This is a genomic window from Streptomyces sp. 7R007 (genome assembly GCF_054850255.1).
This window is the reverse complement of the sequence record NZ_JBTWMV010000036.1, coordinates 1-14,818: the sequence shown is the minus strand read 5'-3', so window position 1 is coordinate 14,818 and position 14,818 is coordinate 1. Positions and strand designations below refer to the sequence as shown.

Genomic DNA, 14,818 nt, shown 5'->3' with positions numbered 1-14,818 from the left:
GCATGAAATGTGGTGGGGCCCAGACCCCTCAGGAGAACAGGTGTGGCACGTCCTGGCGGCGGACAAGAACTCCACGCTGTGCGGCGTGGACAAGCCGGAGGATCCCAACAGACAAGAGCCTTCGGACAAGCACTGTTTCACCTGCATGAAGAAGTTTCAGGCAGTCATGACATGACTCGTCCGCGAGGTCGCGGGCGGCAACCTACGGCCTGGGCGAGGATGCGTTCGCCACACTTCCGGCCGCAGTGGCCAGCCTCCCCGGCACCCGTGGCTTTGCCGTCGGGCTGGGCAGCGACTTCGACGCGGTGACCGCCGGACTGACCACCGACGGGAACTCCGGCGCTGTTGAAGGAACGGTCATCCGGATCAAGATGCTCAAGCGGCAGATGTTCGAACGCGCGGAGTTCACGCGCCTTCGGAAACGTGTCCTGCTCTCCTGACCCGTTGTCGGTGGTCGATGCGGTGATCAACTCGTATTGCAGGACGAGGCGGCCACTGTGTTGACTTGGGACTTTGGCCCATTCGACAACGACGAGGCCGCCGACTTGGCCCACACCTTGAACGAGACAGCCCGGGATGAACGAGAAGAGCTTGTGGTGCGGGTAATCCTCAACCGTGCCGTCCAGGTTCCGGACTCCCTCGAAAACCACCGCGGCCAAGAAGCCGTGGGAGCCGCCGCCCTCCTCGCGGGGAAGTGCCCAGCTGGTGAACAACTCAGTACAACAGGCGGGCGGTTGGGGCCGAAGTGCCGACTTGCACCGCCCTCCTTCCTCAGACGTCGGTGACGCGCAGGCCGGCGTGGGCCCTGTAGCGGCGATTGACCGAGATCAGGTTGGCGACCAGGGACTCGACCTGGTGGGCGTTGCGCAGTCGTCCGCCGTAGACGCCCCGTGCGCCGGGGAGACGCGAGGCGAGTGCCTGGACGATGTCGGTGGCGGCGCGTTCGTCGCCGAGGACGAGGACATCGGTGTCGATCGTCTCGATTTGCCGGTCTTCCAGGGTGACGGCGGAGAGGTGGTGGAAGGCGGCGGTCACCCGGGAGTCCGGCAACAGGGCCGCGGCCTGCTGCGCGGCGCTGCCCTCTGCGGGCCTGAGTGCGTAAGCCCCTTTCTCGTCGAAGCCGAGCGGGTTGACGCAGTCGATGACGATCTTTCCGACGAGTTCTTCGCGGAGAGCGGTCAACAGCTCGGCGTGTCCCTCCCAGGGAGTGGCGACGATCACCAGATCGCTCTCCCGCGCGGTCGTGGCGTTGTCGGCACCGCGGACACCCTCGCCTGTGGTTGCTGCGGTGGAGGCAGCCCGGCCGGCGTTCCGTGAGCCGATGACGACCTGCTGACCCGCGTGGGCGAACCGGTAGGCGAGGCCGCGCCCCTGTGGACCGGTACCGCCGAGGATGCCGACGACCAGGCCGGACACGTCAGGGAGACGACGGGGATCTCTGGTCGCCCCAGCGGGTGTTGGGGGACGGGTGGAACGGGTGCCGGTGGCTTCTTCGGGATGCGTCATCTGGTGGTCCTTGGCTCGTACGGGTCGTTCTTCTGCGGCTGCCGCTCTTTCTCAGGTCAGGGACTCCACGCGGCGTATCACCTCGCGGCAGAACGCGCCCACGCCGTTCGGGTCGTCGGTGAACTGAGAGGGCTTGATGCAGAAGGTGGTGAAGCCCTGCGCCATCTGCTCGGGGATGGGTTCGAGGGCCTGGGCGAGGTCCGCGCAGGAGTCGTCGTCGGGGAACACGGCGCGTGTGCCCCCGATCATCTCCAGGTCGGCGATGTCACGGCCCGCGGCCGCCATCGCGGCCTTCAGCGTCTGCATCTGCTCGGGCGTCACCTTGCCCAGCGGGTTGAAGGCATGGCCGTAGCGCACGATCCTGCGGACCATCGCGTCGTGCATGCCCGCGCCGCCGAAGCACAGCCGGGGGCCGTCCGGGCGGTGGGCCTTGGGCTCGAAGTAGACGTCCTGGAAGGTGTAGTACTCGCTCTCGTGGGACACGGGGGAGGGGCCCCACAGCTTGGCCCAGATCTCCAGGTGCTCGTCGAGGAGCCTGCCGCGCCGGGAGAACGGGACGCCCAGTGCCGCGTACTCGTCCCGGCTCCAGCTGACGTTGGGCAGCACCATCAGACGGCCCTCGGAGAGGAGGTCGAGGGTGCCGAGCTCGCGGGCCAGGAGCAGGGGGTGGCGCAGGGGAGCGATGACCGCCGAGGCGGCCAGACGCAGGCGGTCGGTGACGGCGGCGATCGCGCTGAGCAGCATGAGCGAGTTGGGCCACGGGGTGTGCGGGTCCTGGTTGCCCGGCAGGGCGTAGTCGCGGGGGTTGCCCATCACGCCGTTGGCGCCGGCGTCGGGGCCGAGCACGATGTGTTCGCTGATCATGACGGAGTCGAATCCGGCGTCCTCGGCCTCGCGGGCCCAGCGGACCACGGCCGGCAGGTCCGCGCGGCCGCCGGTCATGGTCCAGTTCTCGCTCAGGACGAGCTGCATGCGGGGAGTGGTCATCGTGGCGATCCTCTAGTCGATGCATGGTGGGGAGCGGGCCGACGGCACCCCGCCCAAGGCGCGGGCGGGTCCACGGCGCCGGGCGGGCCGACAGCCGGAGGGTCAGGTGAGGGTGACCTCGACCGGCAGCTTCTTGATGCCGTTGACGAAGTTGGACCGCACGCGTGGGACGTCACCGGCCAGGCGGATGCCGGCCAGACGCGGGATCAGTTCCTCGAACATGATGCGGATCTCGGTGCGGGCGAGGAGGTTGCCCAGGCACAGGTGCGGGCTGCCCTTGCCGAAGGTGACGTGGTCGTTGTCGCGCCGGGTGACGTCGAAGTCGTACGGGTTGCCGAAGACCTCCTCGTCGCGGTTGCCGGAGGCGAACCACATGACGACCTTGTCGCCCGCCTTGATCCGCTTGCCGCCGAGGTCGACGTTCCGGGTCGCGGTGCGCCGGAAGTGGTAGACCGGCGACGCCCAGCGCAGGAACTCCTCCACCGCCGTGGGGATGAGGGAGGGGTCCTCGCGCAGGCGGGCCAGCTGCTCCGGATGCTGGAGCAGGGCCAGCATCGAGTGCGTGATGGTGTGGCGGGTCGTCTCGTTGCCGGCGACGACCAGGAGCAGGAAGTAGTTGTCGAAGTCCTGCGCCGACAGTGGCACGCCGTCGCGGGGCGTCTGGTTGACGAGGCGGGAGACGAGGTCGCTGCCGTTGCCGCCGCGCCGTTGCCGGGCCAGTTCCCGTCCGTATGCGAACACCTCGAGGGAGGCGGGCGAGCGGAAGGGCAGGTCGCGGTACTTCTCGCTCTCCTCGCTGTGCAGGAGGACGTCGGCGTAGTCGGGGTCGGTGTTGCCGATGATGCGGTTGCCCCAGTCGATCAGCTGCTGGTTGTCCTCCGGGGGTACGTCGAGGAGCCGGGCGAGGACGTTGATGGGGAAGTCGGCGGACACTTCCCTGACGAAGTCGAAGGTGCCCTTGGCCAGGGCGGCGTCCAGTGTCGTCGCGGTCAGACCGCGCAGGAAGTCGGCGTAGCCGTTGATGACGGAGGCCCCGAACTGACGCTGGAGCAGGCTGCGCAGGGCGCGGTGGCGGACGCCGTCGAGTTCGAGGATGGAGGCGCGTTTCTTGATCTGGTCCTCGTCGACCTCTTCGAGGTTGACGAACTTCGCGGAGGTGAAGGTCTCCGGGTCGCGGTCGACGCGGGCGATGTCCGCGTGCCGGGTCACCGCCCAGAAACCGGAGTTGGGGGCCTCCTCCGGCTGCCAGTGCACCGGGTCCTCGTGGCGCAGGGTGTGGAACATGCGCCAGGGTGTGGTGGGGTCGGTGAAGTGGTCGAGGTCGGCGAGGTTCACCTCCTCCAGCGGGAGGGGCTCGGCGAGGCGCTCCCGCAGCTCGGCGGATGTGGTGGGGGTGGCGGGCACGGCAGGGCTGCTCATGACGGTGATCTCCTGGTCGGGAGCCGGGGGCTTACAGGTGGTAGGCGTACTCGGTGAACTCCCAGTCGGTGACGTGCCGGCCGAAGCGTTCGATCTCGTTGCGCTTGTAGGTGAGGAACGAGGCGGTGAAGCCCTTGCCGAGCACGTCGGCGAGGGCGGTGTCCGACTCCAGGGCGTCCAGCGCGGCCGACAGCGTCGTCGGCAGGAGGGGGGAACGGGTGATGTCGTAGCCGTAGCCCTCCAGCGGCGCGGGCGGGTCTTCGCCGGCCCGGACGCCCAGCAGGGCGGCGGCGAGCGTGCCCGCGATCAGCAGATAGGGGTTGGCGCTGGCGTCGCCGAGGCGGAGTTCGAGGCGGGCCGAGGAGCCGCGCTCCGGCGGGATGCGGACCATCGCGCTGCGGTTGTCCAGTCCCCAGTCGACCAGCCAGGGGGCGAGGGTGTCCGGACCGAAGCGTTTGTAGGAGTTGATCGTCGGGTTGGCGAGGGCGGCCAGGGCGGGGGCGTGGGTGAGGATGCCGGCGAGGGCGTGCCGGGCGGTGGCGGACAGGCCGTAGGGGTGTGAGGGGTCGTCGAACGCGTTGTTGCCGTCGGTGCCGGTGCAGGAGAGGTGCAGGTGGAAACCGGAACCGCCGGCGCCTTCGAAGGGCTTGGCCATGAAGGTGGCGAGCTTGCCTTCCTTGCGGGCCAGTTCCTTGACGGCGGCCTTGAACCGGAAGGCGCGGTCGGCGGCGTCCAGGGCGTCGGAGTGGGTCAGGTTGATCTCGTACTGGCCGCCGTCGAACTCGTGGTTGCCCGTAACGACGCCGAGTCCCAGGTCGTGCAGTTGGCGCAGGGTGCGCAGCAGGTGGTTGCCGGGGTCGGCGCGCAACCCGGCGGTGTAGACGGCGCCGACGGTCTCGGGGGCGCGCCGCCATCCGGTGGGGGTGCCGGGGGCGGGTTCCAGCAGGAAGTACTCCAACTCGGGCCCGACGACGGGATGCAGGCCGTGGTCCTGGCATCGGGCGACGACGGCGCGCAGCAGGTCGCGGGGTGACTCGGGAGCCGGGTCGCCGGTGGCGGGCTCGGTGACCTCGCCGAGACAGGTGGCGACACCGGGCTCCCACGGCAGCTTGGTCAGCGTGCCGAGGTCCGGTCGTACGGCGATGTCGGGCAGGCCCGCGTCCAGTCCGCCTGGGACGGGGACGACGTCGCCCTGCGGGCTGGTGTGGTAGACGGCCTTGCAGAAGGCCAGGCCGTGTGCGACGGCCGCGGGCAGATGGCCGAGCAGGACGTCGCGGGCACGGTCGGTGCCGATGAGGTCGGGATAGACGACGCGGACCACGTCGACGCCCTCGGCGGCGAGCTGTTCCATGTGCCGGCGGACGTCGGAGGTGTCGGATGTGCTCACCGGGGTCTCCTTGGACGGAAGGACAGGCGCGTCCCCGCGTCCTGTGGTCCTGAGAACGAGGAGGGCGCGGAGGACGGAGACGGGGCGTGAAGGGGGGAGCAGCCCCTGGGGGTAGTCGTTTGAGGTCGAACGATATGGACGACTGTCACCGTCCCGCAAGGGGATGGTGGCAAAAAATTATCCACCCGGATAGGTGTTGACTCCGATCGAGATGGATCCCTACCTTGTTTGGAGCCAAACGAGTAAGGGCGCGGATCCCGTGGCCCTTTGGCCGGGGCCCGGCCGACAGCGGCCGGGCCCCTCTTCCTTTCTCTCTCCTGCTCCGATCCCACGCCTTCCGGAGGACCGGCCATGAAGGTCGTCGTCGACAACAACAAGTGCCAGGACCACGGCCAGTGCGTCTTCGCCGCCCCCGACGTCTTCTCGATGGACGGAGAGGGACATCTCGTATACGTCTCCGACCCGGACGACACGCTGCGCGACGAGGTCGAGGAAGCCGCCGACGTATGCCCGCTGCAGGCCATCCGGATCGAGGACTGAGCCCCCATGAGCGGGCACATCCTCGTCGTGGGCGCCTCGATGGCCGGCCTGCGGGCCGCCGAACAACTGCGGGCCGCAGGCTGGACCGGCGCGATCACCGTCGTCGGTGACGAGCCGCACATGCCCTACAACCGGCCTCCGCTGTCCAAGGAGGTCCTGGCCGGAAAAGCCCCGTTCGAGTCGCTGGCCCTCACACCGAAGGCAGCCGCCGCCGACGTCACGTGGCGCCTGGGTACGAAGGCGGTCGCGGCCCGGCTCGACGAGCGGTTCGTCGAACTCGACGACGGTTCCCCGCTGTCCTACGACGGCCTGGTGGTCGCCACCGGCATGCGGCCCCGGCGGCTGCGCTGCCCCGGACCGCTCGACGGGCGCCACACGGTCCGTACGCTCGCCGACGCCCAGGGCCTGCGGAAGGCACTGGTGCGGCCCGGGGCCCGCGTGGTCGTCGTCGGCGCCGGGTTCATCGGCTGCGAGGTGGCCGCCACCGCCGTGGGACTCGGCGTGCGGGAGGTCACCGTCGTCGATCCGCTGCCGCTGCCCATGGTGGGCCCCCTGGGCGCCCTGCTGGGGCGTGAGCTGCTGAAGCGGCACGAGGAGCGCGGGGTGCGCTTCGCGCTCGGGACCTCCGTCGCCGGCTTCGAGGGCGGGGACCGGGTCACCGGTGTCGTCCTCGGCGACGGCACGGTCCTTCCGGCCGACGTGGTCGTGGAGTCGGTCGGCTCGGTCGCCAACGTCGAGTGGCTGGACGGCAATGGCCTCGATCTGTCCGACGGCGTGCTCACGGACGGGCAGCTGCGGGCCGGCGGGCACCCGGACGTCGTCGCGGTCGGCGACGTCGCCCGCTTCCCCAACGCCCGCTACGACGGCGTGCCCCGCCGCGTCGAGCACTGGTCCATCCCGACGGAGACCGCCAGGCACGCCGCGAAGGTCCTCGTCGCCCATCTCACCCGCGCGGACAGCGAACCGGAGCCGTTCGCACCACTGCCCACCTTCTGGAGCGACCAGCACGACTTCCGGCTGCAGTCCTTCGGCGCGCCCGCGCTCGGCAAGGACGACATGCGGATCCTGGACGGCGACCCGGAGGGCGACGTCCTGGTCGGCTACCACACCGGTGGCCGCCTCGTGGGCGTCGTGGCCCTCGGTGGCCCGGCCGCCGCCATGAGCGCCGCCCGCTACCGCGCCCAGCTCCTGAAGCAGCCCGCCCTCACCGTGTAAGGACCTCCCGCCATGTCCCCTGTCCGTGGTTACTTCCATCCCAAGACGGCGACGGGAGCCTCGTCGCTGATCCCCTCCCCGCCGTGGCACTACTCGGGCGACCTGCTGACCGTCGAGTACCGCACCGATCCCGCCCGCGTCCGCGAGCTGCTGCCCGCGCCTTTGGAACCGGCGGACGAGGACCCCGGCGCGGTCGCCCTCATCTGGGCCGACTGGCAGTCGTGCTCCGTCTCGGGCGCGGAGCTGCTCGACCCCGTGCTGGCCCAGTACAAGGAGGCCTTCGCGGTCGTCCGCTGCAAGTACCGCGGCCAGACCTACACCCGCTGCGTGTACATCTGGGTCGACAAGGACTTCGCCATCGCCCGCGGACTGCACCAGGGCTATCCGAAGAAGCTCGGCTCCATCCACCAGACCCGCCCGCACCCGTACGGGCCCGCCCCCCGCATCGAGGCCGGCGCCCGCTTCGGCGCCACCCTCGCCGCCGCCGACCGGCGCCTGGCGCAGGCGGTGGTCACCCTGCGGGAGCCGTCGCAGACCAACGGCTTCGTCAACGGCCACCCCATGGCCCACCACCGCTGGCTGCCCTCCGTCGAGAAGGGCAAGGGGCTCGCGCTGGACGAGCTGATCGAGTCCGGCGCGGCCTCCGTCGAGGGCGGCCAGGCCTGGCGTGGTGACGCCGAGCTGGAGCTGTTCGAGGCGCCCACGGAGGAACTGGCCCGCCTGGAGATCCGCGAACCGATCGCCGCCTACTACCGCCAGGTCGGCGTCGTCTGGGACGGCGGGCGGCTGTTGGAGTCCGGCACGTCGGGCGCCGAGCAACCGTAGCCACTACCAGGACTTGGAGACCGGACATGACCGCACACACCCTCACGGTGGCCGGGGTCGCAGTCGACACCCGCCACTTCATCGGCGGCGAGCGCGTCGCCTCCGCCGAAACCTTCAGCGACCTCTCGCCGATCGACGGCGCCGTACTCGGCGAGATCTCCCGCGGTACGCCGGCCGAGGCGCACGCAGCCGTCGCCGCGGCCAAGGCGGCCTTCCCCGCCTGGGCGGCCACTTCCCGCGCGGAGCGCGCCCGCCTCCTGCACGCCATCGCCGACGGTGTCGACAAACGGCTCGAGGAACTGGCGATCGTCGAGACCACGGACAACGGAGCCCTGCTGCGCTCCCACCGCCGCGGCGTGATGCCCCGCGTGGCCCACAACTTCCGCTTCTTCGCCGACTGGCTGCTGAAGCTGGAGCACCAGGACTTCGATACCCGCGGCCACACCAACCACGTCAGCTGGGACCCCGCCGGGCCCAGCGTGCTGATCACACCGTGGAACGCGCCGCTGATGCTGGCCACCTGGAAGGTCGCCCCCGCACTGGCGGCGGGCAACACCGTCGTCCTCAAACCCGCCGAGTGGTCCCCGCTGACCGCCTCGCTGCTGGCCGACATCGCCGCCGAGGCCGGGCTGCCGCCCGGTGTCCTCAACGTCGTCCAGGGCTACGGCACCGAGATCGGCGACGCCCTCACCTCCCACCCGGACGTGCGCCGGATCAGCTTCACCGGTTCGGTGCCCACGGCCCGGCGGATCGCCGCGTCCGCCGCCGCCAACCTGACCCCGCTCAGCCTCGAACTCGGAGGCAAGTCGCCGCTGTTGGTATTCGCGGACGCAGACCTGGACCTCGCCGTCGACCTCGCCGTGGAGCAGTACGACAACGCCGGCCAGGTGTGCCTGGCGGGCACCCGGCTGCTGGTCGAGGAGTCGGTCGCCGAGGAGTTCACGCGCCGGTTCGTCGAGAAGGCGAGCGCGCTGAAGCAGGGTGATCCGCGCGACGAGGCCACCGACATCGGGCCCAACATCCACCCCCGCCAGCTGGAGAAGATCGACGGGTTCGTGCAGCGGGCGATCGCCGCGGGGGCCCGCGCGGTCATCGGCGGGCACCGGGAGGATGGCCAGTACTACGCGCCCACCCTGCTCACCGATGTCGACCAGGATGCGGAGATCGTGCAGGAGGAGGTCTTCGGCCCGGTCCTGACGCTGCAGACCTTCACGGACGAGGACGAGGCCGTCCGGCTGGCCAACGGCACCCGCTTCGGGCTGGCCGCCACCGTCGCCACCGGCGACCCGGAACGCGCCGAACGCGTCACCGGGCAGCTCGTCGCGGGCACGGTGTGGGTGAACTGCTTCTTCGTCCGCGACCTCCAGGCCCCCTTCGGCGGCTCCCGCCTCTCCGGAGTGGGCCGCGAGGGCGGCACCTGGAGCTTCGACTTCTACTGCGACGTGAAGAACACCGTCACCGCTCCGAAGGGATGGACGGACCATGGGTGAGATCGTCGGGGCCGGGCTGCTCGCCCACGTCCCCACCATCGTGCTGCCGGAGGCTGAGCGGCTGCAACTGAACGAGGGCAAGGAGATCACCCTCGTTACCGGCCTGCGGCAACTGCGCCGGGACGTCTTCGAACGGGACGACTACGACACCGTCGTGGTCTTCGACTCCCACTGGGCGACCACCGTCGAGTTCGTCGTCACCGCACAGCAGCGCCGGGCCGGCCTCTTCACCTCCGAGGAACTGCCGCGAGGGATGTGCCGGATGCCGTACGACTTCCCCGGCGACCCCGAACTCGCCCACAACATCGCCTCGTTCGCCGACAAGCACGGCACGTGGATCACCGCGATCGAGGACGAGTACCTGCCCATTTACTACGCCACCATCAACCTCTGGAAGTACCTCGGCGAGGGCCTGCCCGACAAGCGCTGGGTCACCATCGGCGTCTGCCAGACCGGCGACATGACGGACCACCTGCGGCTCGGACGCGCCGTGGCCGACGCCGTCACCGCCACCCCCGGCCGCCGCGTGATGCTCATCGCCTCCGGCGCCCTCTCGCACACCTTCTGGCCGCTGCGCGAACTGCGCGACCACGAGGCCAGCGATCCCGTGCACATCCGCACACCCGAAGCGCGCGAGGCCGACCGCGAGCGCATCGCCTGGTTCAAGGAGGGCCGCCACGACAAGGTCCTCGACACCATGGACGAGTTCTGGAGGTACAAGCCCGAGGCCAGGTTCTTCCACTACCTGATGATGGCCGGCGCCCTCGGCGAACACGCCTGCACCGCCAGAGCCCGGCAGTACGGCGAGTACGAGAACTCCGTCGGCACCGGCCAGGTCCACCTCTGGTTCGACCGCCCGGCCGACGGCTGGACCGGCACCCGGGCACCCGTGACCGCCGCGCCCCGCCATCCCCACAGCCGTACCTGAGGAGTCACGCCATGCCCGAATACCGCCGCATCCTCCTCGACGGCGCCGCCGTCCAGGTCACCGTCGACGGGGACGAGCTCGTCGCCGGGGACGGCCGCCGCGTCAAGACCGAGGAGGCCCAGCACCTGCCCCCGGTCGTGCCGTCGAAGGTGATCGCCGTCCACCTCAACCACCGCAGCCGCGTGGACGAGTTCCGGATCGAACTGCCCGACACGCCCACCTACTTCCACAAGCCGACCTCCGCCCTCAACGCCCACAAGGGCGCGATCGTGCGCCCCGAGGGCTGCAAGTGGCTCAACTACGAGGGCGAGGTCGCCATCGTCATCGGCCGGACCGCGCGGAACGTCTCCCCGGCAGAGGCTGGGGAGTACATCGCCGGCTACACGATCGCCAACGACTACGGTCTGCACGACTTCCGCGACACCGACGCCGGCTCCATGCTCCGCGTCAAGGGCTCCGACACCCTGTGCCCGCTCGGCCCCGGCCTGGTCACCGACTGGGACTTCCACGGCAAGAGCCTGCGCACGTACGTCAACGGGCGCGTGGTGCAGGACGGTTCGACCGACGAGATGAAGTGGGACATGCACTACCTCGTCGCCGACATCGCCCGCACCATCACCCTGTACCCGGGCGACGTGCTGTTGTCCGGCACGCCCGCCAACTCCCGCCCGGTGCAGCCCGGTGACGTCGTGGAGGTGGAGGTCGAGGGACTGGGGCGCCTCACCAACCACGTCGTGACCGGCCCGACTCCGATCCGTGCCGACGTCGGCGCCCAGCCCACCGAGTCCGAGGAGGTGCTGTCCACCGCACTCGGCGGCGACTGGGAGTTCCGCGGCATCCGGCCGCCCCGGCGGTGACCGGGATCCTGGTGCCGACCAGCCCTACGGCCGTGTCCGACCCGGCGGGTAAGGTCGCGCACATGACCGCACCCGCCGAGGGAGGACCCCAGGGGCCCGGGGAAACCGAGGGCCGCAAGCCGCGCCGGCGCATGAACTACGGCGAGGGCCGCGAGGCCCTGCTCAACGCCGCCGTGCGGGTCGTGGCCCGAGGCGGGCTGCGCAAGCTCACCTACCGGGCGGTCGCGCAGGAGGCGGGCACCACGCACGGCCTGGTCGTGCACCACTTCGGCTCCCGGGACGCTCTCATCGAGGAGGCGCTCGCGCACGCGGTCCGCACCTCGCTGGACACCAGCGCACTCGAGCCCGGCACCGGCGAGACCGCGGACTTCGCGGCCGGGGTGTCACAGATGGTCACCGTCGAACCGGACAAACAGGCCTTCCAGTACGAACTGCTGCTGGAGGCCCGCCGGCGCCCCGAACTGCTGCCGCATCTGCGGACGCTGTACGACGAGTACTTCGACGCCACCCAGCGCGAGCTGACCCGCATGCTGCCCGAAGGAACCGGCCGCCCGCTCGCCCGGCTCGTCTTCGCAGCCCTGGACGGGCTGGTGCTGCACCAGCTGGTCTTCGGCGGCCCCGGCACCACCGACGCGGCCATCGAGGAGTTGCGCCTCCTCCTCCGACGCCTCGCCACCGACGGTCCGGTCGACGGCCACGTCGATGCCGAACCGACGGAATAGGTCCTCGGTCTCGCAGACCCCGCGATCCCGCGCCTGCCGAGCTTGAGGGCCGGTCCTTCACGGGCCGCTCCTCGGGCGTCCGACCGCCTCCACGGCATGTCCTGGTGCTCCCGCGGGCCGGCGCCGGGACGCCGCTCGGCGCGTTAAGTGACGGTTACGGCTCCGTAAGGAATCGCGGCCCGGTCGGGAATGCCTCCCCACCCCCTTGCCAAATGGATAGCTCCAGCCCACTATGAGGCAACTCGTTTGGCCTGAAATGAAATTCTCCCCATCCTGGCAGGTGATCCGAGTGGAAAGTCCGACGGTGGCCACAGACACGGCGCCCGACGCCTCCACGGCAGGCAAGCTCAAGCCCAACTCCCTAGGCGTCCTGGGCATCCTCTTCTTCGTGCTCTCCGCCCAGGCGCCGCTGACCGGCGTCGCGGGCGCCGTCCCCATCGCCGTCGGCCTCGGCAACGGCGCGGGTGTGCCCGCCTCCTACGTGACGGCCGGTGTGATCACCCTGCTCTTCTCGGTGGGGTTCGTGGCCATGGGGCGGCATGTCGTGGACGCCGGCGCCTTCTACATGTACATCCGCACGGGGCTCGGCCAACGCCTCGGTTCCGGCAGCGCCGGAGTGGCGCTGCTGTCCTACTGTGCGATCCAGGCCGCCATGTACGGTCTCTACGGGGCGACCGTGAGCGGCCTGCTGGCGCAACACGCGGGCGTCAACGTGCCCTGGTGGGCCTGTGCCCTGGTCACGATGGTGATCGTCCAGGTCCTGGGAGCCGCGGGCATCGAGATGGGCGCCAAGGTGCTGGCCGTCTTCGTCATGGCGGAGTTCAGCATCCTGAGTGTCTTCTCGCTGGTCACCCTGTTCAGGGGCGGCGGGCCGGAGGGGCTGGGCCTCGTCCAGTCGTTCTCCCCCGCGAACGCCGTCAAGGGGGCTCCGGGAGTCGCGCTCATGTTCGCGGTGGCCTCCATGGTCGGCTTCGAGGCCACCGCGATCTACGGCGAGGAGGCACGCGAACCCCGCAAGACCGTGCCGCGGGCCACCTATCTGGCCGTCGCCGTCGTTGCGGGCTTCTACGCCTTCGCCTCCTGGATGCTGATCTCCTCCTACGGTCCCTCCGCGGCGCCCGCGGCCGCGGGCAAGGCACTCGCCGGCGGTGACTCGACGAGCTTCGTCTTCGCGCCGATCTCGGACCTGTTCGGGGCCTGGGCGAACGACGTCCTGCCGGTCCTGCTGGTGACCTCCCTCTTCGCGGGGATCCTCGCCTTCCACAACTCCGCCAACCGCTATCTGTTCTCGCTCAGCCGTGAAGGGCTGCTGCCCCGCAGGCTCTCGGCGATCAACCGCCGCCACTCACCCGGCGTGGCCGGCTGGGTTCAGACGGCTGTCGCCGTCGTGATGGTGGTTCCGTTCGCGCTCGCGGGCCAGGACCCGGTTCTCACCCTGTTCTCCTGGGGAAGCGGGGTCGCCGTTCTGGGGATCATGCTGCTGTACCTGCTGACCTCCCTCTCCGTGGTCGTCTTCTTCCGCCGCGGGCGCCTGGACGCCCGGCTGTGGAACACGCGGGTCGCCCCGGCCCTGGGCGCGGTCGGCATCGTCGGCGCGATCTGGCTGATCATCGAGAACTTCACCACGCTGATCGGGGGCGCACAGAGCACCGCCGTCTGGCTGGAGCTCACCGTCCCGGCGGTCCTGCTCCTGGGTATGGCCGCGTCCTGGCCGGCCCGAACCGTCACCGTCGCCGTCGACGGCTGAGTCACCCGGCAGCCGCTCAGCGGGCCAAGCCCGCCGCCTGGTCGAGGAAACGTCGACCAGGCGGCGGGTGGCGCCCAAGACCTCGGCGCCGTGGCCGGCCCTTGTTGTCTGATTCCAAATGATCTTGGAGGGTACCCCCATGTCGGACGTCACGCACGAGGAGTGGTTGCGCCGTGCCAAGTCCTTCGACCTGTCCGGCGCGCATCACATCGACGGCGTCGACGTGGGCGGCGGCGCGGTCTTCGCCGCCGTCTCGCCCCGCGACGGTCGGGTGATCGCGCAGGTCGCCGACGGGGGCGCCGCCGAGGTGGACGCGGCCGTGACAGCCGCCCGCCGGGCGTTCGACGCCGGCCCCTGGCCGCGCCTGGCGCCCGCAGAGCGGGGACGGGTCCTCGTGCGCATCGCCGAACTGCTCGAAGAGCGGCGGGAGGAGATCGCGCTCACCATCAGTCTGGAGATGGGCAAACCGATCACCGACGCCCACGACATCGAACTGCGCGCCGCAATCAGCACCTTCCGCTGGTACGGCCAGCTGGCCGACAAACTCGCCGACCTCTCCCCGCACACCACGCCGGACGCCCTCGCACTGGTCACCCGTGAGGCGTCCGGCGTGGTCGGCGCGGTCGTCCCGTGGAACTTCCCCCTGACACTGGCCGGCTGGAAGGTGGCTCCGGCGCTGGCCGCCGGCTGCACGGTCGTACTGAAGCCGTCCGAGAACTCGCCGTTGTCCGCGCTGCTGCTGGGGCGGATCGCCACCGAGGCCGGGCTGCCGCCGGGCGTCCTCAACGTGGTCAACGGTGACGGGCCCACCGCCGGACGCGCTCTCGGACTCCACCCCGACGTCGACGTCCTCGCTTTCACCGGCTCCGCCGCCGTCGGCCGGCAGTTCCTGCGCTACGCCGCGGACTCCAACCTCAAACGTGTCTGGCTGGAACTGGGCGGCAAGTCGCCCAACATCGTCCTCCCGGACGCCCCCGATCTGCACCAAGCCGCCGCCACCGCGGCCTGGGGCATCTTCTTCAACCAGGGCGAGATGTGCACCGCCCCCTCCCGGCTGCTCGTGCACCGCTCGATCGCCGAACAGGTCAGCGAGGCGGTGGTACGACGGGCCCGCGAACTGCGCATCGGAGACCCTCTCGACCCTGCCACCGAGATGGGCGCCCTGGTCGGCGAGGGCCACCTCGCGCGCGTACAG

The 14,818-nt window shown here is 70.4% G+C and carries 14 protein-coding genes and 1 pseudogene; 11 read left to right on the top strand and 4 right to left on the bottom strand.

Annotated elements, in window-relative coordinates; genetic code table 11:
* Positions 1 to 254: 254 nt before the first annotated feature.
* Positions 255 to 440 (top strand): annotated as a pseudogene (locus ACYF6T_RS33030) (ISL3 family transposase); the annotation flags it as partial.
* Positions 441 to 497: 57 nt separating this feature from the next.
* Positions 498 to 785, top strand: a complete 288-nt coding sequence (locus ACYF6T_RS33025) for a DUF4259 domain-containing protein (RefSeq protein ID WP_461701182.1) — start codon at positions 498 to 500, stop codon at positions 783 to 785.
* Here ACYF6T_RS33025 and npdG read toward each other — a convergent pair.
* From npdG to ACYF6T_RS33005, 4 genes are all read right to left on the bottom strand, one after another.
* Positions 772 to 1,506 carry an NADPH-dependent F420 reductase gene (gene npdG, locus ACYF6T_RS33020; protein ID WP_461701114.1) on the bottom strand — a complete coding sequence of 245 codons (735 nt, stop codon included), beginning with the start codon at positions 1,504 to 1,506 and terminating at the stop codon, positions 772 to 774. The genes ACYF6T_RS33025 and npdG overlap by 14 nt on opposite strands.
* A gap of 51 nt (positions 1,507 to 1,557) precedes the next feature.
* Positions 1,558 to 2,493 carry a TIGR03619 family F420-dependent LLM class oxidoreductase gene (locus ACYF6T_RS33015; protein ID WP_461701113.1) on the bottom strand — a complete coding sequence of 312 codons (936 nt, stop codon included), beginning with the start codon at positions 2,491 to 2,493 and terminating at the stop codon, positions 1,558 to 1,560.
* A gap of 102 nt (positions 2,494 to 2,595) precedes the next feature.
* Complete coding sequence (locus tag ACYF6T_RS33010) at positions 2,596 to 3,912, bottom strand: cytochrome P450 (RefSeq protein ID WP_461701112.1); 1,317 nt, start codon at positions 3,910 to 3,912, stop codon at positions 2,596 to 2,598.
* A gap of 31 nt (positions 3,913 to 3,943) precedes the next feature.
* A complete protein-coding gene (locus ACYF6T_RS33005; protein ID WP_461701111.1) occupies positions 3,944 to 5,299 on the bottom strand; it encodes a glutamine synthetase family protein in 1,356 nt (451 codons plus the stop codon).
* 351 nt (positions 5,300 to 5,650) lie between these two features.
* On the opposite strand from ACYF6T_RS33005, the gene ACYF6T_RS33000 reads away from it, so the two are divergent.
* The 9 genes from ACYF6T_RS33000 to ACYF6T_RS32960 all read left to right on the top strand — a co-directional run.
* Positions 5,651 to 5,839 (top strand): ferredoxin, encoded by a 189-nt coding sequence (locus ACYF6T_RS33000; RefSeq protein WP_461701110.1) that lies wholly within the window; start codon positions 5,651 to 5,653, stop codon positions 5,837 to 5,839.
* A 6-nt stretch (positions 5,840 to 5,845) separates the two neighbouring features.
* Positions 5,846 to 7,054, top strand: a complete 1,209-nt coding sequence (locus tag ACYF6T_RS32995) for an NAD(P)/FAD-dependent oxidoreductase (protein WP_461701108.1) — start codon at positions 5,846 to 5,848, stop codon at positions 7,052 to 7,054.
* Between the two features lie 12 nt (positions 7,055 to 7,066).
* Positions 7,067 to 7,879 (top strand): acetoacetate decarboxylase family protein, encoded by an 813-nt coding sequence (locus ACYF6T_RS32990; RefSeq protein ID WP_461701106.1) that lies wholly within the window; start codon positions 7,067 to 7,069, stop codon positions 7,877 to 7,879.
* 26 nt (positions 7,880 to 7,905) lie between these two features.
* On the top strand, positions 7,906 to 9,369 hold the full coding sequence (locus ACYF6T_RS32985; protein ID WP_461701105.1) for an aldehyde dehydrogenase: 1,464 nt from the start codon (positions 7,906 to 7,908) through the stop codon (positions 9,367 to 9,369).
* Positions 9,362 to 10,297 (top strand): 3,4-dihydroxyphenylacetate 2,3-dioxygenase, encoded by a 936-nt coding sequence (locus ACYF6T_RS32980; protein WP_461701104.1) that lies wholly within the window; start codon positions 9,362 to 9,364, stop codon positions 10,295 to 10,297. Before ACYF6T_RS32985 ends, ACYF6T_RS32980 begins: the two co-directional genes overlap by 8 nt.
* 11 nt (positions 10,298 to 10,308) lie before the next feature.
* Positions 10,309 to 11,154 (top strand): fumarylacetoacetate hydrolase family protein, encoded by an 846-nt coding sequence (locus ACYF6T_RS32975; RefSeq protein WP_461701103.1) that lies wholly within the window; start codon positions 10,309 to 10,311, stop codon positions 11,152 to 11,154.
* A gap of 62 nt (positions 11,155 to 11,216) precedes the next feature.
* Complete coding sequence (locus ACYF6T_RS32970) at positions 11,217 to 11,876, top strand: TetR/AcrR family transcriptional regulator (RefSeq protein WP_461701102.1); 660 nt, start codon at positions 11,217 to 11,219, stop codon at positions 11,874 to 11,876.
* Between the two features lie 289 nt (positions 11,877 to 12,165).
* The gene (locus tag ACYF6T_RS32965; RefSeq protein WP_461701101.1) at positions 12,166 to 13,623 is read left to right on the top strand and encodes an APC family permease; all 1,458 of its coding nucleotides are present in this window, start codon (positions 12,166 to 12,168) and stop codon (positions 13,621 to 13,623) included.
* A 139-nt stretch (positions 13,624 to 13,762) separates the two neighbouring features.
* Positions 13,763 to 14,818 (top strand): aldehyde dehydrogenase family protein (locus ACYF6T_RS32960; protein ID WP_461701100.1); only part of this gene is annotated, 1,056 nt, incomplete at its 3' end.

Bases quoted from the DNA above. Each gene is read 5' to 3' on its own strand.
- ACYF6T_RS32985 (WP_461701105.1), top strand. From the start codon at position 7,906: ATGACCGCACACACCCTCACGGTGGCCGGGGTCGCAGTCGACACCCGC.
- ACYF6T_RS33010 (WP_461701112.1), bottom strand. From the start codon at position 3,912: ATGAGCAGCCCTGCCGTGCCCGCCACCCCCACCACATCCGCCGAGCTG.
- ACYF6T_RS33015 (WP_461701113.1), bottom strand. From the start codon at position 2,493: ATGACCACTCCCCGCATGCAGCTCGTCCTGAGCGAGAACTGGACCATG.
- ACYF6T_RS32990 (WP_461701106.1), top strand. From the start codon at position 7,067: ATGTCCCCTGTCCGTGGTTACTTCCATCCCAAGACGGCGACGGGAGCC.
- ACYF6T_RS33000 (WP_461701110.1), top strand. From the start codon at position 5,651: ATGAAGGTCGTCGTCGACAACAACAAGTGCCAGGACCACGGCCAGTGC.
- ACYF6T_RS32980 (WP_461701104.1), top strand. From the start codon at position 9,362: ATGGGTGAGATCGTCGGGGCCGGGCTGCTCGCCCACGTCCCCACCATC.
- npdG (WP_461701114.1), bottom strand. From the start codon at position 1,506: ATGACGCATCCCGAAGAAGCCACCGGCACCCGTTCCACCCGTCCCCCA.
- ACYF6T_RS32970 (WP_461701102.1), top strand. From the start codon at position 11,217: ATGACCGCACCCGCCGAGGGAGGACCCCAGGGGCCCGGGGAAACCGAG.
- ACYF6T_RS32995 (WP_461701108.1), top strand. From the start codon at position 5,846: ATGAGCGGGCACATCCTCGTCGTGGGCGCCTCGATGGCCGGCCTGCGG.
- ACYF6T_RS32975 (WP_461701103.1), top strand. From the start codon at position 10,309: ATGCCCGAATACCGCCGCATCCTCCTCGACGGCGCCGCCGTCCAGGTC.